The 20,227-nt window shown below is 68.7% G+C and carries 17 protein-coding genes and 2 pseudogenes; 10 read left to right on the forward strand and 9 right to left on the reverse strand.

Annotation, left to right across the window (positions count from 1 at the left end; translation table 11 throughout):
• Positions 1 to 117 precede the first annotated feature (117 nt).
• Both ACFOM8_RS17785 and ACFOM8_RS17790 read left to right on the forward strand, forming a co-directional pair.
• Entirely contained in the window at positions 118 to 705 is a 588-nt protein-coding gene (locus ACFOM8_RS17785) for a hypothetical protein (protein WP_120444933.1), read from the forward strand.
• Between the two features lie 48 nt (positions 706 to 753).
• Positions 754 to 1,716: a hypothetical protein gene (locus ACFOM8_RS17790; RefSeq protein WP_377763502.1), complete on the forward strand. Its 963-nt coding sequence runs from the start codon at positions 754 to 756 to the stop codon at positions 1,714 to 1,716.
• A 3-nt stretch (positions 1,717 to 1,719) separates the two neighbouring features.
• On the opposite strand, the gene ACFOM8_RS17795 is transcribed toward ACFOM8_RS17790, so the two are convergent.
• Genes ACFOM8_RS17795 through ACFOM8_RS17805 form a run of 3 tightly spaced genes read right to left on the reverse strand, consistent with a single transcriptional unit; the run spans position 1,720 to position 4,704 of the window.
• Entirely contained in the window at positions 1,720 to 2,754 is a 1,035-nt protein-coding gene (locus tag ACFOM8_RS17795; RefSeq protein ID WP_377763503.1) for a hypothetical protein, read from the reverse strand.
• Positions 2,755 to 2,758: 4 nt separating this feature from the next.
• A complete protein-coding gene (locus tag ACFOM8_RS17800) occupies positions 2,759 to 3,856 on the reverse strand; it encodes a hypothetical protein (protein WP_377763505.1) in 1,098 nt (365 codons plus the stop codon).
• Positions 3,857 to 3,867: 11 nt separating this feature from the next.
• Entirely contained in the window at positions 3,868 to 4,704 is an 837-nt protein-coding gene (locus ACFOM8_RS17805) for a hypothetical protein (RefSeq protein WP_377763507.1), read from the reverse strand.
• A 158-nt stretch (positions 4,705 to 4,862) separates the two neighbouring features.
• Here ACFOM8_RS17805 and ACFOM8_RS17810 point away from each other — a divergent pair, with 158 nt between their 5' ends.
• The 5 genes from ACFOM8_RS17810 to ACFOM8_RS17830 all read left to right on the forward strand — a co-directional run bounded on the left by ACFOM8_RS17810 (position 4,863) and on the right by ACFOM8_RS17830 (position 8,383).
• Complete coding sequence (locus ACFOM8_RS17810) at positions 4,863 to 5,414, forward strand: RNA polymerase sigma factor (protein WP_206436961.1); 552 nt, start codon at positions 4,863 to 4,865, stop codon at positions 5,412 to 5,414.
• Complete coding sequence (locus ACFOM8_RS17815) at positions 5,414 to 6,106, forward strand: hypothetical protein (RefSeq protein ID WP_377763509.1); 693 nt, start codon at positions 5,414 to 5,416, stop codon at positions 6,104 to 6,106. Before ACFOM8_RS17810 ends, ACFOM8_RS17815 begins: the two co-directional genes overlap by 1 nt.
• Positions 6,107 to 6,171: 65 nt before the next feature.
• Positions 6,172 to 6,558, forward strand: a complete 387-nt coding sequence (locus ACFOM8_RS17820; protein ID WP_377763511.1) for a hypothetical protein — start codon at positions 6,172 to 6,174, stop codon at positions 6,556 to 6,558.
• Positions 6,555 to 7,520 (forward strand): hypothetical protein, encoded by a 966-nt coding sequence (locus tag ACFOM8_RS17825; RefSeq protein ID WP_377763512.1) that lies wholly within the window; start codon positions 6,555 to 6,557, stop codon positions 7,518 to 7,520. The genes ACFOM8_RS17820 and ACFOM8_RS17825 overlap by 4 nt, the downstream gene beginning before the upstream one ends.
• Positions 7,517 to 8,383, forward strand: a complete 867-nt coding sequence (locus ACFOM8_RS17830; RefSeq protein ID WP_377763513.1) for a hypothetical protein — start codon at positions 7,517 to 7,519, stop codon at positions 8,381 to 8,383. Before ACFOM8_RS17825 ends, ACFOM8_RS17830 begins: the two co-directional genes overlap by 4 nt.
• Positions 8,384 to 8,534: 151 nt before the next feature.
• Here the strand turns inward: ACFOM8_RS17830 and ACFOM8_RS17835 are convergent, their stop codons facing one another.
• From ACFOM8_RS17835 to ACFOM8_RS17855, 5 genes are read right to left on the reverse strand one after another with little or no spacing between them, the layout of a single operon-like run.
• A complete protein-coding gene (locus ACFOM8_RS17835) occupies positions 8,535 to 8,924 on the reverse strand; it encodes a hypothetical protein (protein WP_377763514.1) in 390 nt (129 codons plus the stop codon).
• A 19-nt stretch (positions 8,925 to 8,943) separates the two neighbouring features.
• Positions 8,944 to 9,480, reverse strand: a complete 537-nt coding sequence (locus ACFOM8_RS17840) for a hypothetical protein (protein WP_377763515.1) — start codon at positions 9,478 to 9,480, stop codon at positions 8,944 to 8,946.
• A gap of 2 nt (positions 9,481 to 9,482) precedes the next feature.
• Positions 9,483 to 10,067 carry a hypothetical protein gene (locus ACFOM8_RS17845; protein WP_377763516.1) on the reverse strand — a complete coding sequence of 195 codons (585 nt, stop codon included), beginning with the start codon at positions 10,065 to 10,067 and terminating at the stop codon, positions 9,483 to 9,485.
• Positions 10,068 to 10,089: 22 nt separating this feature from the next.
• On the reverse strand, positions 10,090 to 10,680 hold the full coding sequence (locus tag ACFOM8_RS17850; RefSeq protein WP_377763518.1) for a hypothetical protein: 591 nt from the start codon (positions 10,678 to 10,680) through the stop codon (positions 10,090 to 10,092).
• Positions 10,677 to 11,366: a hypothetical protein gene (locus tag ACFOM8_RS17855; protein WP_377763519.1), complete on the reverse strand. Its 690-nt coding sequence runs from the start codon at positions 11,364 to 11,366 to the stop codon at positions 10,677 to 10,679. The genes ACFOM8_RS17850 and ACFOM8_RS17855 overlap by 4 nt, the downstream gene beginning before the upstream one ends.
• A 269-nt stretch (positions 11,367 to 11,635) precedes the next feature.
• On the opposite strand from ACFOM8_RS17855, the gene ACFOM8_RS17860 reads away from it, so the two are divergent.
• The 3 genes and pseudogenes from ACFOM8_RS17860 to ACFOM8_RS17870 all read left to right on the forward strand — a co-directional run.
• Positions 11,636 to 17,140: an alpha-2-macroglobulin family protein gene (locus tag ACFOM8_RS17860; protein WP_377763521.1), complete on the forward strand. Its 5,505-nt coding sequence runs from the start codon at positions 11,636 to 11,638 to the stop codon at positions 17,138 to 17,140.
• Positions 17,115 to 19,226, forward strand: a complete 2,112-nt coding sequence (pbpC, locus tag ACFOM8_RS17865; RefSeq protein WP_377763522.1) for a penicillin-binding protein 1C — start codon at positions 17,115 to 17,117, stop codon at positions 19,224 to 19,226. Before ACFOM8_RS17860 ends, pbpC begins: the two co-directional genes overlap by 26 nt.
• Positions 19,227 to 19,337: 111 nt before the next feature.
• Positions 19,338 to 19,673 (forward strand): annotated as a pseudogene (locus ACFOM8_RS17870) (transposase); the annotation flags it as partial.
• Between the two features lie 157 nt (positions 19,674 to 19,830).
• Here the strand turns inward: ACFOM8_RS17870 and ACFOM8_RS17875 are convergent.
• A pseudogene (locus tag ACFOM8_RS17875) lies at positions 19,831 to 19,947 on the reverse strand (IS110 family transposase); the annotation flags it as partial.
• Positions 19,948 to 20,227 lie beyond the last annotated feature (280 nt).

The following is a 20,227-nucleotide window of genomic DNA, read 5'->3' on the forward strand; positions in this document are numbered from 1 at the left end:
TTGGCTGGAATGCAGCACCGCTGCCGCCCGATAGGGGATCGCGTGTTCCTGTCCTGGCACGAAAGCTGGAATTGCACATGTGCTTGCGGACCTGTTGCAAATTGGGAAGGTGAAGGCATGACCGTCAGCGTGCAACGGCATGGGCACCGGGTCGAGATCGTCCAGAAGGCGGATCTTGTCCCCGGAAGCATCGGCTGGAAGGCCCGGCTGCTTGCCACGGGGCTTTTCACAACCTGCATTTTCCTTGCGGCGGTCAGCGCGCTGCTTTTCGGAAAATTGGTGGCGGGCGGGGTTCCCGCCGCCGAGACCTGGGTCGGCATGATCGTCATGGTTCCCGCAGTCCCCTGTCTTGCCGCTGCCGCGTTTTGGGAAATCTCTGCCGCGCGTCCCTGCCGCATCACCATCTCTCCGGCAGAAATCGCTGTCCACTATGGCTCTCCCTTGCCGCGTCCGTTCAGGATTGCAAGACGCCCGGCCGGTCTCCTCAAGGCCGAGGTGTATCACCGCACGCACCGCAATCATGCGAGTTCACGAAGCCATGGCAGCTACAACATCACCCTCAAAAGCCGGATACCCTATGTGCGCTGCGGCGGGCGATTGATCGGTCCGATGGATGAACCGGATGCCAAGGCGCTCGCCGCCGCGATGAACGCAGTTCTGCGCCCGGATCAAGCCGGCACCGCCAGAGTGGAAAGGGTCTGTTGAAACCGGTAGCGGCATCTGGAAGCTTCTGGAAAGCGGGAAAGGATCGACATGGTGAAGGCATACGGTTTCCGACCACTCTGGATCGCACTGGCATCAGTCGCTTTCACGCATCTGTCATGGTCCGCATCAGCCGAGGAGGCGGGATTTCCTGACGCGGCCAACCGAGCCTGCCGCCAGATTCTGGATACCAGACCGGGTCAGGTTCTCGGAAAAGGGCAGAAGGCGCGCGTGGAGGTCCTGGTGGCGTTCCTCAAGCGGACAGACCTGTCAGCCGATGCGCGCCGTGCCCTGAAAAGCGACATCGCCGCCAGCCGTGATGAACTCAGCCGGAGCCTTCACGCCTTAGAGGAGCTTGCGCCTCCTGCAGGGCAGCAGGACGATTGGGACATGTTCATCACCTTCCTTGAAGCCGAGGTGGCGCAGCAGGACAACCGCGTCCAATGGCTGGAAAACCCGACAAGCAGATTGATTCCGGCGTCCGAGTTCGGACCACCTGCCGAACTGGTCAGCGAGGCGATGGGTCGGCTGGGCTTTGCCGGGCGTGATTGTGAACTGGTCGCGCAGGATGTGGACATTCCCGAGGATCGCCGGATCTTCGTTCAGAAGACCGCAGCCGCCTGCACTGCAATCGTAACCCGCCGATCAAGACAGGATCATGAGCGCAGTCGGGACATTGCAATGGCAGCATTCGTGGATGCGCATCGCGGGACACTGGGCCTGCCCAGACCGGAACTCGATGCCGCGCTGTCCGCCATGGAGACCGAATGGCGGATGTCCTTCGAACAGCTTTCCGAAATTCCGGCCGAGCCTGTTCCTGATCGTGAAAGCTGGGACCGATTTCTGCATTTGTTCCAGCACATGGCAGAGGTTCAACAATCGCGCCTGCTGGTCCTGCGTTCGCCCGGCGCAGATCCGTCTGCGGCTTACAAGGCGGTTCAGACCCCGATCATGGACGTGGACCTGTCGGCACTGGGCCTTGAGAGCACCGATTGCCGAAGCATCCGTTTCTGACCGTCAGCCGACGCCGCGACCGGGCAGGGGCGACAGGCGAAGGTTCCCCCGGGCATCACGGATATCGCGGATGATGGCCTCGGGGATCACCTCGCCCGCACCAAGATCATGACGCAGCCGCACCGCGATGTCCGTCCTGCACGGCCCCTGACCCTTCCGCACCGTGCTGCAGGCAAGGATATAGCTGCGGATCACGTCAAGTCGTTGCGGATCGAGACGCGTGCCGGTCGGAAAGGCAAGCGTTGCAACCTGCCCGCCACCGGGGTCGCCCGCAAGCGCCGTTTCGGCGGCATCGACAAGCCTGTCCCGCATGGTCCTGCCGGACAGGAAGGCGGGATGGACCCTCAGGCTTTCGGCAGGGATGCGGTCGGCCTCCGGCCCGATCCCGGTCAGGAAGCTGATCTCGTCGCTTCGCGCATCGGCCAGCGTCGTGTCGAGGGTCAGCAGGGCAGGGGCACGCGCTGCCCCGCCCGGTTCCGGCAGCAGGATGCGCAGCTTCAGGCTTTGCTGTTCGGGCGTGGCGACAGGTGGCAGGACGGACCGGAACGCCGCGATGCAGGGCGTCAGGCGGTCCAGGGCGGGTTGCTGATCCTGCACGGCAAGGTCCAGTTCGATGACCGCCGTGAAGCCTGGGCCAAGGCCTTCGTCCTGCACCGCCAGCGGCACGACCCCGCACCGGGGGAAAGCTGCATTCAGCGCCCTCAGCTTGGCCCCTGCGGCAGTTCCGTCCGCATAGGCGCGGTGCAGGCGATCCTCGCATGGGGACGCCGGACGGCAGCGGGACGCATCGCGGTCGACGCCGAACCGGATGCGGGTGAAGGGATCGCCCCGGATGGCGAAGACCACGTCGTAATGATCCTTTTGCAAATGCGTGCCGACCAACTCCAACTGGCCGGGATAGGCGGCTTCGGCCAAGGCGGTCGCGGCGTCGATGGCCGCCTGACGATCGGCGCAGGCAGAAACGCAGGCGCAGAGCCACAGCGATAGCAGCCAGCGCCCGGCAAGGCCCGACGCCCTTCCTTTCAGGCCAGCGATCATCCCCTCAGTTTCCGGTGCCAATGCGCAATGCGGGAAGGTTCCCGGACATCAGGGCATGAATGGCCTGATTGAAAGGACGGGGCTTTTCGTCGCGTCCAGTGACGCGCAGGATCGCCGCGCAACCGGATGGCTGGACCTGTGCAACGCGCGCATCAGCCAGATCCTCGGAGGTGCCGTCCATTTCCCGCCACAGGTCCGCGGCACCGTCCGCTGCCACCTGCGCGTCGGCGCAGTCCGCATAAGCCAAGGCAAGGACCATGGCAGGGTTCTTTTCCGTATCCAGATCGGCTACTGCGGCACCCTGCCAAAAAGGCAGCCCGCCGGCGGCCGCGGCGGCAGCCTGTTCCAGGACAGCGCGGGCTTCGTCGGGGGTCTTGCCGGCAAGGGCGGCAGGATCGATGCCGCTGCCCAGCCCGTGCCACGGCCCGAGGAAGGCTGCCTGCAGCACCGTGCCCTCCTCTGCCTCCAGCGCGTCCAGCATGATCAGGCCTGCCGGGCTGTCCAGGGCCGAGTGCCCCTCGGCCAAAATCGGCTCCAGCACCGCGGGATCACCCGCCTGCAGCAGGGTCGGACCGGAAAGCGCCACGACCGATGCCTGCCCCATCGGGCCGCGCCACGGATCCGCAGGATCGCGCCCGGCGATGTTCATGACGCCCGGCTCACCATTGGCGATCATTCCCGATGAACGTTCCGCAAAGTCATGGGCGGTCAAGCTGGAAAACGCCGTTGCGGCCGCTTCTCCCTGGGTGAAACCCCAGACCGAGACTGCGTTCGGCGGCTGTCCCATCCCGGCCGCAAATGCCAATTCGGCACTGTCGATCCCGGACTTTTTGGCAAAGCTTTCCGGGGTGCCGACCGCAAGCGCCTCGACCGGGCGGATGCCGCCGCCCAGCAGGACACGGGCCAGCGCCTCGCGGTCCAGCGCGCCGCCGTAGGCCGAAGCAAGGGCCGACAGATCGACATACCGCACAACCTCCGCGCCGATTGCGGAAAACGCCGTATCGGGAAGGACCGACAGCGCGGCGCGCAGGTTTGAATCCTCGGCCAGGGCAGGCGTGGCGGCAACCAGGGCAAGCGCCAGTGCGAACGCGGGTCGGGTCATCATCTTCTCCTTCATCGGGGTAAAAAGGGTGCGGCGGGACAGGTGACCTCGTAGTCCGCCACTTCGGGGCCTGCGGGCCGTTCCACATCCCCGAAGGTCAGGACCGAGGCTGCGGCCGCGTCCTGCACGAAGGCGATGGTGCAGAAACCGAAGCCGGTCCCCGAGCAATGTCCGGCCCCGGCAAAGCCCCTGGCGGCAAGCCGGGCGGCAAGGGGATCGACGGGTGCCGCAAGCCTGTCCGGTTCCCAGCCATGCTCGGCCAGCAGCGCGCTTGCGTCGGCAAGGCCCAGGCCATGAATCAGCGGCATTGTCAGCCGGCCCTCGCAAAGGTCTTCGGCCAAGGGCAGCGGGACGATTACCGGCGCACCTTCGGCCAGCATCAGGTCGGCCACAGGCTGAGACAGCATCCCGCCGTTCCAGATGCGCAAGCGGTCGCCGCTGCGGCGCAGGTGGCCTATCGCGGTGCCGTCCGGTCGCGAACCTTCGGCAAGGGCCAGCAGATCCGGTCCGTCAAAGATGCCGATCCGCCCGCCGTCCAGGATGCAGGCGCCGCTGGTCATCGTCCGGGCGCCGGCGACGAAGCTGATCGCCGTCAACGAGCCCAGCGACGCTTCGTCTGTGATGGCCCATCCCGCAGCGGCGACCATCCGCCCCCCGGCTGTCTGCGGGTCAAGCCCGTGATGCCTGCACAAGCCAAGGTCGGTCGGGGCCGCGGGTTCCGGCAGTTCCGTCCGGGGCGCGATGACCAATCCCGCATCCGGCTGTCCTGCGACGGCAGGCATGGCGCAGACTGCGGCAAGGATGACCGTGCGTCGGATCAGACTGCAAGGCGGATGCTTTTCGATCATGGACGCCCTCCTTTCCTGCCCTTGGGACGCCGCGCCCCGGCACGATCTTGGCGCAGGATGCAGTCTTTTGTCGATCTTGGCTTTGCTTGCGGCCGTCTTTGTGGTCCTCTTGCCCCCTGAGGATGGATTGCGGGGCCAGTTTCTTGCAGGCACCAAGGTTGCGCGATGCCCGGCCCCGGCCGGAGGACGCCGGGGACAGCGACGATACCCTGCTGGAACGTGCGCGGGCGGGCGACGGCGCCGCCTTCGAGGCGTTGCTGGTCCTCCATTACCGCTATATCTTCCGGGTTGCCTTCCGCTGGCTGGGGCATGAAAGCGATGCCGAGGACGTGACCCAATCCGTATGCATGCGGCTGCCGGACGCGATCCGCAGCTTCGACGGCCGCGCGGCCTTCACAAGCTGGCTTTACCGGGTGACGCTGAACGCTGTGCGTGACCTTCAGCGCAGCAGGCAGCGGCAAGCCCGCCTGGCCGATGCCGTCGCCACGCTGGCCGAGGACAGCCACGCCCCGGATCAGGATGACGCGCTGCATGTGGCCGACATCTGGCGGGCGGTCCGCGCCTTGCCGGAAAAGCAGCGTGACGCAGTGATGCTTGTCCATGCCGAGGGACTGAGCCAAGCCGAGGCCGCGCGGATCATGGGCTGCAAGGAAGTGACCGTCGCCTGGCATATCCACAAGGCGCGCAAGGCATTGAGGGAGGTGCTGTGATGATCCGGCGGACTGATCCCCTCGACCTGCTCCGTCGGCTTCCCGCGCCCGAGCCTGACCCCGCGCGGATGCGGGCCACCATCACCGCAGCGCGGGCGCGTTTTACAGAAGGCGCGCCAAGCCGTCCCGCCCCACGCCGCCGGGGGTGGCTGATCTGGCTGGTCCCCGGCGCCACGGCGCTGGCGGCATTGGCCCTGGTCGTCGTGCTGGTCCCGCAAACCGGCTCGCCACGGCTGGCCGGAAATGACCCGACCCAGGAAGAACCCGCCCTTGCGCGCGACGGGGCCGCACCGTCCGGCCCGATCATGGGCGCCCGCCCGCCGCAGGCTGCCGCGCGGTCCGGCACCACGGTGCTGGCACCCGCACGGGTCCACGATTTCGATGGCTTCCAGATCGGCGTCCACGACCAGGACGGCGCGGTCAGCCTCTCGTTTCTTCGGGACGGAACCGCGACACCCTTCGACCGCCGCAGCCTTGACCCCGGCACCGGGTTCGAACTGCTGGACGCTTTCCTGACGATGTCCGCCCAGGGCGAACTGCTGCTGCTGCAAAGCCGCATCGGGGACACGACAAACTGGGACGTGTTCACCGTGGCTCCGGGCGGCATCCGCCTTTCTGGCGCGTTGTCCATGCAGGTCCACGATGCGCCCGACCGCGCAGCCGCCGCCCGCAGGCTGGACGTTCCCCGATAGCGCCCAAGGTCCGCCGTGTGTCCCGCGTCATATGAGGGAACGACGATCTTGGGAAAGGAACGCCCATGCTTCGCAGCACCCTTGCCGCCGCGCTGATCCTGTGGGCCGGTGCCGTCCAGGCGCTTCCGGTGGAACCCTTGCCGGTTCCGGCCGGGGGGGAACAGTTCTGGGGCCTCGGTTCGACCGGCATAAATTGCTATCGCGCGCCTTGCCCATGGCGCGGGGTGTTCCGCATGAACCCTGACGGCACCCGCGACCGCCCCCTGTCCGGCCATGACATGACCGAACTCCCTCTGCTGGAGGCCGACAAGGCCGACCGCACGCGGATCGAGGGCGCCTTCGCCAGTGGCGGCTGCGTGGTGGCCGAGGGGCATTTCGAGGGCGAGACGCTGGTCGTCGCGCGCATCGCCGGGGAATGTCACCATTGGGCGCCAAGGCAGCCTGCGGAATGAGGCGCGCGCTGCTCGGTGCCGCGTTGATGCTGGCGGTGGGGGTCGCGGCGCTGGCTTTGTCCGGTCCCTGCGGCCCGGCCGGGCGACTTGCTGGAGACGGCGGCTGCCTTGCGGCCTTCACCTTGCGCGATCTCGTGGTGACAGGCGACACGCTGGTGATTGACGCCGAAGGCCAACTGGTCATCGGCGGCATCGATTATCGGCCTGGACGCCGCCCGGGCCGGCTGCAGGCGCAGATGGTGGTGGCCACCCTCAAGCCCGAAACTGGAGCCGAAATTGCCCGCGCCGATCTGGGGATGCAGGGGCAGCCCGAGCAACTGCGGCTTTCGCCGGAAGGCACCCGCATGGCGGTCAGTTGCAGTGCGCTCTACACCTGCGACCTACCCGGCGGAAACGAGCCCCGCGAAAGCCGCGTGATCCTGTTCGACCGCGAGGGTGAGCGAGAGTGGTTCGCCGGGATCGAGCACCGCAACGCCTCGCCGGATGCCGATGGCCGGGCCATCGAACTTGGGTTCTCATCCTCGGGTAACGTGGTCTTCGCCCATGTCGCCTTCGACGCCGCGACCGGCGCGGTGATCCTGACCCGCCAGCAGCCGGTCCCGGACCCGAACGCCCGCCTGCCTGCGGGTGACGAGGTCCCGCTGGGCGACACGCAGGTGACGCTGGACCTGCCTGCAGGGTTCATCCCCTTCCTGCGCCTCGACAGCGCCCGCTCGCCCGAGGGCGAGCGCATCGCGATCCTCGCCCGCCGCTTTTCAGGCCCGGGAAAGGTCCGCGCCGCCATCCGCATCCATGACATTGCCACGGGCCGACTGCTGGCGGCGCATGACATCTACAGCGACCTCGCCCCCGCGATCCTGTGGCATCCGCAACGCGACGCGGTGATCGTGGCCTTGGCCGGAGATGTGGCGGCAAGCGCGGACAGCGAGCTGCGGATCTATGCGGCAGGGGCAGGGGAATGAGACGCAAGCGGATATTCGGGACTGCGCTCGCGGCCCTCGTGCTGGCGGGGGCGGCAGCTGTGACCGGGTGGCAGGGGCTTCAGACCTGCGGCTGGCTCGACCGGGTCACGGGAGGCTCGGGTTGTCTGGGCAGGGTCAGCTTCGACGGCGTGGGATTGTCGCAGAGCAGCACCGCGCACCCCTTGGGCGACGGGCGCGTGGTGATCTCGGCCGACATGCGGACCGCCGACGGCTGGCGGCCGGGGCTGATCGTCCTCGACCCGGTGACGGGCGCCGAGGCAGGACGCTATCCGCTTCCGATGCGGGGCATGAACCCGCGGCTGTTCCTGTCGCCCGACGGAACCCGGCTGCTGATCGCCTGCGGCGTCATCGAGCCGTCCTGCACGGAATGGGGCGGCGATGCGGTGATCACCGACAGCGACGACCTGCGCAAGTTTCAGGATTTTCCCCTCGAGGATCTGTATCTCGGCTCCTATCCGGGCACCCCCACGCCGGCCGGGGATTACGGCCGTGAAGCAGTCCTTGCAGCCCAAGGCACCCGCATCGTCGATGGTGGTGGCATGAGGCCGCTGGTCTTGCTGGATGCCGAGGGCACCCTGATCGCGGAACTGAGCGGGGGCGGCCCGTCTGCCTTTCCTGCCGCCGTCTCGACCGCCGGCATCATCGCCCGAGGGGAGTCGCGTCCGTCAGGTGACCACATCCGGTTCTGGGACGTCCGGGACGGCACCGCGTTGGGCCGGATCGAGGGCAGCGACGGCTGGCGGCTGAGCGCAGGGCCGTTCTGGTCAAGGGACGGCGGCATGCTGTTTGTCCCGCGCCAGCATGACGGCACGATGCTGCTGAACAGGTTCCGCGCGCCCTGAACGCCGTCAACTGATCCAATCATCGGCAGTTCGGGACAGGGCGCTTTCATCCCACAGTCCTGCCGCCGATGGACAAAGGGCTGTTCGTGGCGCAGGCGCATCGCGACCCCGCCGCCCGTCGGTCGGTGCCTTCGCCTCGCGCCGCAACGGCCTATTGCCCCGAATACTTCTCTCGCATCTGCCGTCCCGTCCGGATCCCCAGTTGGCGTGCTTCTCGGGCAAGCCAGGCATCCGCCGCCGCCTGGCCGTCACGCTCGACTCGCATGCGATAGCGGGGTTCAAGATCGCGCCTGTGCTGCTCCATGATCCGGGCGCCCTCGGCGCGGGCGCGCGCCTCGGCTTCGGGCGACATGGTGCCGGACCGGGATCCTTTCCTGGGCTGCTCTGCGGCAGAGCCGTCATGGGGGCGCTTTTGTTGATGCTGGCGCAGGTTGTGTTCCCGTATCGTGTCCAGATGGGCGCCAAGATAGTCCTGCGCCGCAGCCGGTCCGACAACGGCCAAGGCGGCCAGCAGAGCCAGGGCGATGGGCAGTTTTCTCATCGGTCTTCCTCCGGGCTTGTCATGGCAGAAGGTTCTCGCAGGTCATCGCAGCCGCGGCCATCTCGACAAAGCGCCCGCTGTCCAGTTCCAGCGCGGCGGTCCACGTGGTGCTCTCAGGCGTGACCTCGGCGCTGCCGCCGCGCATCACTGCGACGGGGTGCAGGCCCGCAAGATCAGTGCGGCACATGCTGTAGTTCAGGAAATGACCGTCGGGGATGGTGGGCAGCCCGATGATGTCAGTCACGGTCCAGAACAGCCGACCTTCCCCGTCCTGGCCGGCCCGCCGTCCCGAGTAGAGGGCGATTGGTGCGCCGCCGCCTTCCGGGTCCAGCGTGCCTATGCTCACCACGCATTCCCTGGTGCTGCCCGGTGGTCCCATGCAGGCGCCCCCAAGGCTGGTGAGGCCGTCGGGATAGGGCGGGATGATGGTGCCGGTCGCCGGCAGCGCAGGTGCCTGCCCTGCTGCCACGGCCGAGGCAAGCCCGCGCGGCATGTCGTCAAACGCTAGCACGGGCGACGCCGACAGGGTCAGAACCGCAAGGACACCGGCGCGCATGGTCAGCCGCCGATCTCTGGCAAGGGCGCGCCGGTCAGTGCCTCGATCCATGTCGGGCGCAGGGTGGGAAGATCCTGAAGAAACGCCTTGGCGGCCTCGTTGCCCGAGGCGCGGTGGCTGACGCCGAACAGCATCACGCCGGGACCGCTTTCCTCCGCCAGCGGCGCGTAACGATAGGCGTTCCATTCGACAACATATTCGCCCGCCTCGTTCCTGCTGCTGACGATGAAGTCCAGCAGTGCCTCGCCCGTCGCCTCGTTCTGGATAACCTCCATGTTGACCAGCGGGTCGGTTTCCTTGCGAAGGCCAAGCGTGTCGGTCTGCGCCCGCACGGCGTCCATCACCTCGACACCGGTGACGGTTTCCACCAGCACCATGCGGCTGTAGCTGTCGGAGGCCTGGCCCGCAGGCAGGTATTCCTGCTTGATGTAGTTGTCCGCCGGCCGCGCGGACCAGGCGAGCGCGAAGCTGTCGCCCCCCAGGCTGATAGGGCCGGGCAGGCCCAGGTGATCCGTGGTCTGCGCCTGCACCGGCGCAAGCCAGAGGGCGGTCGCCAGGATGGCGGCAAGGCGGGTCGGTGTGGTCATGGGCAGCTCCTTCGATATGCGTTCAGCGGTTTTCCAACCCGTTGTCGATGCGGTGCCGGCGGAGTTCCTCCCGGCGTGAATCGACATTTGCGATGAGATCGGTCAACCCCTGCCGGATCTGGGCCAGTTCCGCGGCATGGGCGGTCTTGGAGGTCACGCCGTTCGCATGGGCCTCGTCCCAGGCAAGCGCCCATTCCATCGCCGCGATCCATTCGTCGGGGTCGCCCGCGATGTATTCGTTGACGGGCCTGCCGACCTGCTCGGTCAGCGCCGAGAACAGGATGCGGTCGTTCGGACTCGTCGCGCCGGGTGCCGCCAGCAGGAAACGATAGCGGATCTGCCCAGCATACATCCAGTTCGCCGCCTCTCGTCCCTTGGCTTCGGCCAGCAGCCGGGCGGCGAGGACATAGAGCGCCGAAGGGTGCAGCGCCTCGGCCTGTTGGGCGATCTGGTCCGAGCTCATGTCGTCCAGATTTTCTCCCGCCTGCGCAGGGACAGGAAGCAGGAAGATGCAACAGAGAAGCAGCGGTGCAAGCAAGCGTGTCATCGAATGATCTCCGTTTCCCTTTGCCCATGTGACGTCACGAGATTGCGGAAGCTTGGCGATGGTCAATCATTGGTGGGTCGTTTCGGCACGCAACGGGGCTCCCGGCTCAGGCTCATGCCGCCGCCCCAGACCGGGCGGTTAACGAGGCGCCACTCGATCCGCTCGCATTCGCCACGACCTTCGGGGGTTGAGGATGGCTCGTGCCTCTCGTTCTTCCGATTGTTGGGTGCAGGTCCGGGCGCAAGAAGGCTGACATCGAAGCGGAAGACCTTCAGCATCCCGGCATCCGGCGCGGACCCGGCGTGTTCCGTGGGAATGCGGCGCAGGGTGAGATCGCCCTTTTCCGGTCCGATCCGGCCGGTCAGGATCATGTGGAAGCCGTCCGTTTCGGTCACGGACAGGACGCGGCCCGCCGCCGTGACCTCGGTCGGTCCGGCATCCGACAGGCCGCGCCAGACGCCCTCCCGTTCAGGAACAAGCGTCACGCTGAGATCAAGGCTGCCGCCGTCGTCCAGTGCCGCCTTGGTGCTGAACAGGATCCGGTCCTGATCCACGGCCGAGAACCGCAGCTCGGCATCGCCCCTACCACGATGAAGGCGTTTGCCGCCATCCACCGGGAAGGCCTCGATGGTCATGCGCCCGGTATACGGCGCGCCGATGGTGGCGGGAAACGGGTCGGGTTGGGCAAGGGCCGGTGCGGCGGCCAGCACTCCCGCAAGCAGCAGGGCGATCAGGCAACGGGTCCGGTTCATCGCATCCTTCCTGCACGTTGCTGGCTTCTCGCATCAAGACGTTCCGGCAGCGACATACCTTGGCTGAAATCTTTCCGGTGCCGCGCCGTTCACCTGATTTCATGCTTGCTTGAACCAGGCCGCCTGTCCAGCCGATCCGAAACAGGCGCCTTCCATCTCGGCGGCTCATGCCGGCAAAAGCCGCTATCAGGGCAGTTCGGACCCTATTCCGCATGATTGCCGGCCCGGTCGCAGCTGTGGCAATCTGATCGCGAAACAAGGAGGCTGGCATGGCACGCGGTAAAAGACAGGGCTGGCGTCTGCCGGCGGTGGCAATCGTCATGCTGGCATGGCAGGCGGCGGCGCAGGTGCCGGAGCCTGGCGTCGTGCCTGCGGCGCGCATCGTCCTGCAGGCGGACACGGATCTGCCCGGCAACGACCTGTCGATGATCCGCCAGACCGGGCAGGAGGCCTGCGTGCAGGCCTGCCTTGCCACCGATGGATGCGAGGCGCTGACCTGGAACGCCCGTTCCCGCGCCTGCTTCCTCAAGTCCCAACCCGGAGATCCGGTCCCCTTCGCCGGGGCGCAGTCCGGCATCCGGGTTGCGACGAATGAGGCCGTGCTGGCGCGGGCAGGGGAAAAACTGTCCGACGCACCCTGGATCAGCGCCGAAGACCGGCGGCAGATGGCGGAACAGGCCGGGCGGATGGCGACGCTTTATCCCGGCGAAAATGGCAGCGGCCTGGACGATCTGCGGGCGCTTGCCGCCACGGCGGCGGATGCCGACACGCGCATCCGCTGGCTGGGGGCAAGCGTCGCGGCAAGCGACGCGACCGAGTATTGGGCGGCCTTTGCCACGGCCATGGACGAGGCTGCCGGTCAGCCGGGGGGCGATCGCGATTACCAGCGGCGGCGGTCGGCCGCTCTTGCGGCGCTGAACGGCTGGGTGCGGGATCCGGGGGCGGGCACCGCGATGCTGCGGCTCTGGGCCAGGCTGGCCGAGGAGGAGGGGCGCGGCCGCGACGGGCTGCAGGCGATCCGCCTGGCCGCAGCCGCTGATCCCGCCGACACTGCCTTGGCCACCGAGCGCGAGGGTTTCGAGGAACGTCACGGTTTCCGCGTCACCGGCAGCCGGGCTGATACCGACGGCACCCAGCCACGGGTCTGCGCCAGCTTTTCGGAACCCCTGGCGCGCGGGATCGACCTGCGGCCCTTCGTGCAACTGCCCGACCCGGCCCTGGCGGTCGAGGCCGAGGGTTATGACCTTTGCATCACCGGCGTGCCGCGCGGCGAGGTGCTGCGTTTCGCCCTGCGCGCCGGGCTGCCCTCGGATCAGGGCGAGACGTTGCGGCGAAGCGTGCAGCAGGCGCAATATGTCCGCGACCGCGCGCCTTTGGTGCGTTTCGCGGGACGGGCCTATGTGCTGCCTGCGACGGGCGATCACGGGCTGACGCTGACCACGGTGAACACGGACCGGGTGGATCTGACGCTTTACCGGATGTCGGATCGCAACATCGTGCAGGCGCTGCGCGACAACCTGTTCGCCGCGCCCCTGGACGACTGGAAGGCCGACCGCTTCGCCGACGGCATGGGGACCGAGACCTGGCGCGGTCAGATGGATGTCGCGCCGTCGACCGGCGGCGAACGCCCCGTCAATGCCGAGGTCGCGTCCCGCATCGACCTGCGCCGAGCCGGACTGGATCTGGGGCCGGGGGTCTATGTGCTGAACGCCGCCGTGCCGGGGCAGGACACCGACCGCAGCCCGCGCGCGTCGCAGTGGTTCATGATCTCGGACATGGGGCTGACGACGTTCCAGGGCAGCGACGGGTTGACCGTGGCGGTGCGGGGCCTTGGCGATGCAGCCGCCCGGCCCGGGGTCGAGGTGCAGCTGGTCTCTCGCGGCAATGCGGTGCTGGGAACGGCGGTCACGGATGCCGAGGGCTTTGCCCGGTTTGACGCGGGGCTTGTGCGCGGCACCGGCGCCGCTACCCCCGGCATCGTCACCGCCACCCGGCGCCAGGGCGAAGGCATCGCCGATCTGGCCTTCCTGTCGCTGATCGACCCGGAATTCGACCTGTCAGACCGGGGCGTCGAAGGCGCGCCGCCCGCGCCGCCGATCAACCTGTTCGTCGCCCTTGACCGGGGCGCCTATCGGGCAGGGGAAACCGCCCATGCCACGATCCTGGCCCGCGACGGCCGGGCGCGTGCCCTGGACGGCCTGCCCGTGCAGGCTCGCGTGATCCGTCCTGACGGCGTCGAACATGCGCGCCTGTCGCCGCAGCCTGCGGGGGCGGGCGGCCACGTCTTGGACTTCCTCATCCCCGCCAATGCCCCGCGCGGCGCCTGGCGCATCGACCTTCGGGTCGAGGAGGATGGCCCGCCGCTTGCCTCGGCCCGGATGCTGGTCGAGGATTTCCGCCCAGAGCGGATCGACTTCGACCTGACGCTGCCCAATGGCGTCCTTGCAGCAGACCAGCCGGTGCAGGTGGGTTTCGACGCCCGCTGGCTGTTCGGCGCCCCCGCCGCCGATCTTCCGGTCGAGGGCGAATTGCGCCTGTCGCCCGCCCGCAGCCTGCCGGGATGGGAAGGCTATGTCTTTGGCCGCCATGACGATGCCAGCGACGCCGATGTGGTTGGGATGCCCGTCGGCCGCACAGACGGCGCAGGCCGCTTCGATGCCCGCATCGACCTGCCGCCGGGGTTTCAGTCCGCTGCCCGCCCGTGGGAGGCAACCCTGGTCCTGTCGGTACGCGAAGGCGCGGGCCGCCCGGTCGAACGGCGCGTGGCGCGCATCCTCGCCCCCGGCAGAAGCGCACCGGGGATACGCCCCGATTTCGAAGGCGGCAGCGTGGGTGAAGGTGCCACGGCAGGGTTCCGCATCGTGACGCTGGGCGGCGACCTGCGGCCGGTGACGGGCGATGTGGAATGGGTGCTGAACCGCGTCCAGACTGATTACCAGTGGTTCGCAGTTAGTGGCGACTGGAGCTGGGAGCCGGTGACCCGCCGCAGCCGCATGGACGGCGGCACCCTGACCACTACCGCCGAGGGGCCTGCGGCTCTGGCGGTGCCGGTCGATTGGGGCAGCTATGAACTGGTGGTCCGCACCTCTGATGGGGCCGAAAGCTCGGTCACATTCGACGCGGGGTGGGGCGCTGCCGGCGCGGGCAGCGATACGCCCGACCGCCTGCGCGTGACGCTGGACAAGCCCGCCTATCGCCCCGGCGAAACCGCCCGCCTGACGCTGGAGGCCGCCGCCGACGGCGTGGCGCTTGTCTCGGTCATGTCGAACCGGCTGATCTTCCTGCAATCCGTGCCGGTGACAGCAGGCCGGAACGAGGTTTCGCTGCCCGTCACCGATGACTGGGACACGGGCGTCTATGTCGCCGCAAGCGCGATCAGGCCGCTGACCGGGGACGGCGGCCATGCGCCCGTGCGCGCCCTGGGCATCGCCCCTGCGGCGGTCGATCCCGGCGACCGGGTGCTGTCCGCCACCCTGACCGCCCCGGCCGAGGCTGACCCGCGCGGTTCCGCGCCCGTCACGCTGTCCGTCACCGGCGCGCGGCCGGGGCAGGCGGTCCATGCCACGGTCTGGGCCGTCGATCAGGGCATCCTGAACCTGACCGGCTATCAGCCGCCTTCGGCCACATCGCATTACTTCGGCCAGCGTCGGCTCGGGGTAGGGCTGCGCGATCTCTATGGGCGGCTGATCTTGCCCTCGGGCGCGGCTGACGGGATGCTGCGCAGCGGCGGTGATGCGAGCGCGATGCAGATGCAGGCACCGCCGCCGACGGAACGGCTGATGGCCTGGTTCTCGGGTCCGCTGATGCTGGATGCTGATGGACACGCGAAGGTTGGAATACCATTGCCAGATTTCAACGGAGAGGTGCGCCTGATGGCCGTCGCCTGGACCGAGGGCGCGGTGGGGCAGGCAGATGCGTCCATGCTGGTCCGCGACCCGGTGGTGGTCACGGCGACCGTGCCCGCCTTTCTTGCACCGGGTGACCGGGCCAGCGCACAGCTTCGCCTAACCCATGCCGCCGGTCCTGCGGGCGATGTCGGCCTGTCGGTCGGGAATGAGGCCGAGGTGGCGCTGACAGCCGACCTTGCCCCCGGCGTGACGCTGGCGGAAGGGCAGGGGGCCGACCTGCCGCTGGACCTGACCGCGCCGGATCGGCAGGGGCTTTCGCAACTGCGGCTGACGGCCGAGTTGCCGGACGGCACGGCCGTGACCAAGGACCTGTCGATCCCGGTCGAACGGCTGGACCCGCCCGTGACCCGCGCCATGCGCCTGACCCTTGCGCCGGGGCAGGCGCTGCCGCTGGACCTGTCCGGCTTGGGCGATTTCCGCCCCGGCACCGGGCGGGTGACGCTGTCCACGGGCGCCTTCGCCGCGCTTGATGTAGGTGCCGCCCTGGCCCAGCTGGCCGAATGGCCCTATGGCTGCAGCGAACAACTGGCCTCGGCGGCGATGCCGATGCTTTATGCGGCCAGCCTTGCCCCCGAAGGCGCGCCGCCCCGGCCCGATGATGCGCGGGCGGTGGATGACGCCATCGCCCGGATCCTGACCCGGCAGACACCCGAGGGCGGCTTCGGACTCTGGTCCGCCGAACCGGGCGACCGCTGGCTGGATGCCTATGTCACCGATTTCCTGTCGCGCGCCCGTGCCCTTGGCTATGCCGTGCCGGATGCGGCCTTCCGCAACGCGCTGTCGGCCCTGCAGAACGGGCTGAACGCCGCCCCCGATCCGCAATTCGCCGACCCCGGCGACAATGCGGCCACGGCCTATGCCGCCTATGTCCTTGCCCGCGAAGGCGCGGCTGTCGTCAGCGACCTGCGCTATTACGCGGATACGGGGGCCGACCACCTTGCCTCGCCCATGGCTGCGGCCCATCTGGGCGCGGCGCTGGCGGCGCTTGGCGATCAGGGGCGGGCCGATGCGCTGTTCCGCCGGGCGCAGGCCCTGTCGGACCAGGGGGCCGAGCCTTCCACGGGCTTCCGGTCCGATTACGGCACGCTGCTGCGCGACCGCGCCGGGATGCTGGCGTTGGCGGCCGAGGCGGGCAGCGATGCCGTGGACCGCGAAGGCACCGTGGCCGCCATGTCCGAAGGGATCGACAGGGCCGGGGGGCGGTTGTCCACCCAGGAGGCCGCCTGGATCGTGCTGGCGGGGCAGGCGCTGACGGCGGGGCCGGATGCGGGCGGCGGGCTGACGCTGAACGGCGCGGCCCTGTCCGCGCCCCTGCAGGATCTGGGCGAGGCCGGTGCGATGCCGGAAACGTCGCTGGCCAATACGGGTGACGCGCCCCTGCCGGTCACGATCAGCGCGACCGCCGTGCCGGTCGAGGCGGAGTCCGCCGGGGGCACTGCCTTCGCCATCACCCGCAGCTACTACACGCCCGATGGCGAGCCGGTCGATCCCGCGCAGGTCGCACGCGGCACCCGGCTGGTGGCGGTGGTCGAGGTTCGGCCCTTCGACGCCAGCGGCGGGCGGCTGATCGTCACCGACCCCTTGCCCGCGGGGTTCGAGATCGACAACCCGAACCTGCTGACGCAGGGCGATCTTGGCGGCATCGACTGGCTCGAGGTGACGGAATGGACCGACATGACCGAATTCCGGCAGGACCGCTTTGCCGCCGCCCTGACCATCCAGGGTGACCAGCCGATCCGGCTGGCCTATCGGCTGCGGGCGGTCACAACGGGCGATTTCGCCCATCCGGCGGCCACCGTCGCCGACATGTATCGCCCGGACCGCCGGGGGTGGACCGACAGTGACCGCAGCGTCATCACGCCCTGACGGCGGGCGGCGGTCCGGCCGCCGCCTGATCGCCCTTGCGGTGGTGCTGGCGCTGTCGGCCAATGGCGCCGACCGGGCGCGGGCAGCCTGGGACCGATGGATCGACGCGACGGACCTGCCCGACCTGTCCGTCCCGGTCGGGACCGAGGTTCTGGCCCGCGACGGCACGCTGTTGCGGGCCTTTCCGGTAGGCGACGGGCTATGGCGTCTGGCGCCCCCGCAGCAGGGCGTGGACGCGCGCTTCCTGGCGATGCTGGTCGGGTGGGAGGATCGGCGTTTCCACGACCATGACGGGGTGGACTGCCGCGCCGTCCTGCGCGCCGCATGGCAGGCGGTCGCGCATGGGCGGATCGTGTCGGGCGCCTCGACCCTGTCGATGCAGACCGCGCGGCTGCTGGAACGCGGCAGGGCAGGCGACTGGCGGGCCAAGCTGCGGCAGGCGCGGGTGGCGCTGGCGCTGGAACGGCGGCTGGGCAAGGACCGCATCCTCGACCTCTATCTGCGGCTTGCGCCCTATGGCGGCAACACCGAAGGGGTGCGCGCCGCAAGCCTGATGTGGTTCGGCAAGGAACCGCGCCGCCTGACGCCCGCCGAAGCCGCGCTGCTGGTGGCCCTGCCGCAATCGCCCGAAACCCGCCGTCCCGACCTGCCGCAGGCCCGCGCCGCAGCCCAAGCCGCGCGCGACCGCGTGATCGACCGCGCCCTGTCCCTTGGCATCATCGACGCCGAGGCGGCGGAAACCGCCCGCGCCGCCCCGCTGCCCCGTCACCGCCGGTCCTTTCCGGCCCATGCCGCCCTGCTGGCCGACCAGCTGCGCCGCGAAAACCCCGGCGCCTCGCGGATCGAGACGACCATCGACCCCCGCCTTCAGGTCGCCGCCGAACGCCTTGCCGCCCGTGCCGTGGCAGGGCAGGCCGATCCCGTCTCGGCCGCGATCCTGCTGGCCGATCACGGCAGCGGAGAAATCCTGGCGCAGGTCGGGACGGCGCAGTTCGCCGACAGCGCCTCGGGCGGTTTCGTGGACATGACGCGGGCGCTGCGTTCGCCCGGATCGACGCTGAAGCCCTTTGTCTATGCCTTGGGTTTCGACGAGGGGCTGTTCCATCCCGAAACGCTGATCGAGGATCGCCCTGCCGCCTTCGGCCGCTGGCAGCCCCAGAACTTCGACAACCGCTTTCGCGGCACGGTCACGATCCGGCAGGCGCTTGCTGAGTCACTGAACCTGCCCGTCGTGCGCATGGCCGAGGCACTTGGCCCCGCCCGCGTCATGGCCGCCTTCCGCCGCGCGGGGATGGAGGTCACGGTGCGGGGCGACACGCCGGGCCTTGCGGTGGTGCTTGGCGGCGCGGGCGTCAGCCTTGCCGATCTGGTCCAGGGCTATGCGACCCTTGCGCGCGGCGGCCAGTCGCTGCGCCTGCATGACCGGCCCGGGGCCGCGCAGCCGGGCGTCCGCGCCTTTGGCCCGGTCGCCGCGTGGCAGGCCGCGAACGTGATGGCAGGCATCCCGCCGCCGGGGGAACGAGCGGCGGGGCGCGTGGCCTTCAAGACCGGCACCAGCTATGGTCACCGCGACGCCCTGGCGGTGGGCTTTGACGGCCGCTTCGTCGCGGGCGTCTGGATCGGCCGCCCGGACGGCACGCCCGTTCCCGGTGCCTTCGGCGGCGATTACGCCGCGCCAGTGCTGTTCGACCTGTTCGATGCGCTTGGCCCGCGCATGGTCCCCCTGCCGCCCCCGCCCGAAGCTGCCCTGACAGTCCCTAATGCTGCGCTGCCCCGTCCACTGCGGCGCTTCCTCCCGCCGGGCGAGTTGTCCGTTCCCGGCCCGGCGGTTCGGGTCGCCGATCGGCTGACGATCCAGTTTCCCCCCGACCTCGCCGAGGTGGAACTGACCGGCCCCACCCTGACCGTCCGCGCGCGGGGCGGCACGCCGCCTTACAGCTGGCTTCTCGACGGCGCGCCAGTGGCGGTCGGCATCCCTGATCCATCCGCCGAACTGCCCGCGCCCTCGGGGTTCTCGTCGCTGTCGGTCGTGGATGCGGCAGGCAACTCGGCGCGGGTCGAGTTCCAGGCCTCAGGTGGTGGATGAGGCGGGCACATAAAGTCCGTTACGGATCCCGCATGCCCCATGCCAACGTCACTCACCAGCCGCTGAAAGCCGCCGTCCCGGCGTGCGAGCGGATCTGGTAAGATCTAGGTGCGGGGCAACACTGGCGCAGGGGTCTGGGCTGATCCGGCGTATCGGTCCGTAGAGATGGAAGCCAGGCTGCGCGCGGGCAAGCTGAAGAGCCACATCCACCGCAAGGGCAAGCGAGGCAAGCCACTGACTGAACAAGGCAAGGGCAGCAATCGCACGAAATCCTCGGTGCGCGCACGGGTCGAGCATGTCTTCGGCGCGCAGACCAACGACATGGGCAGCACGCTGTTGCGCACCATCGGCCTGGTGCGGGCGAAGGCCAAGATTGGGATGAAGAACCTCGCCTACAACATGCGTCGCCTCGTCCAGCTGCGCCGCCTGAACCCATGCCCAGCGTGATCCGGGGCGCCGAAGTCAGCCCGTAAGGGCCGAAAGGCGGCGCTGTCCTCCGCCCGCGAAGCCAACATGCCACACCATGCCCAGATGCGTCATGCGTTCTTCAGGCCGTCGAACCGGCCAAAGAACAGCGCAAGCGGTCAAAAATCGAGGTGCCCTCTAGCACTTGAGCCCGCCGCAACTTCTTGCGCAGAACGGCTCGTCCTACGCCGTCGGCTCCATGCACCTGGAACACATTCTTCGCAAGATCGAGCCCGACCGTGATAATCTCCGACATGACCAATCCCCTTTGTGGATCGTTGCAGACCCACCCTGGCACATCAAATGCCGTCGGGGGGCGGTCACACCATCAACGCCGTGCTGCTGCACTATTTCGGATTGCACGGTACGTCCCTTCGGTTATGGGCGAAGACGGGCCGGAAAGCGGATCAGGAACCGACCCACTCTCCTTTCGCGATCCATTTCAGTGCCGAGATCGATGGCATGAACATGTATTCTCCGCCGCGCAGGCGGTTGAAAGTGGTCACGCCGTTCACGCGGCGGCGGGCAGGTTCGTC

This window comes from Paracoccus angustae (assembly GCF_042648745.1).
Taxonomy (GTDB): domain Bacteria; phylum Pseudomonadota; class Alphaproteobacteria; order Rhodobacterales; family Rhodobacteraceae; genus Paracoccus; species Paracoccus angustae.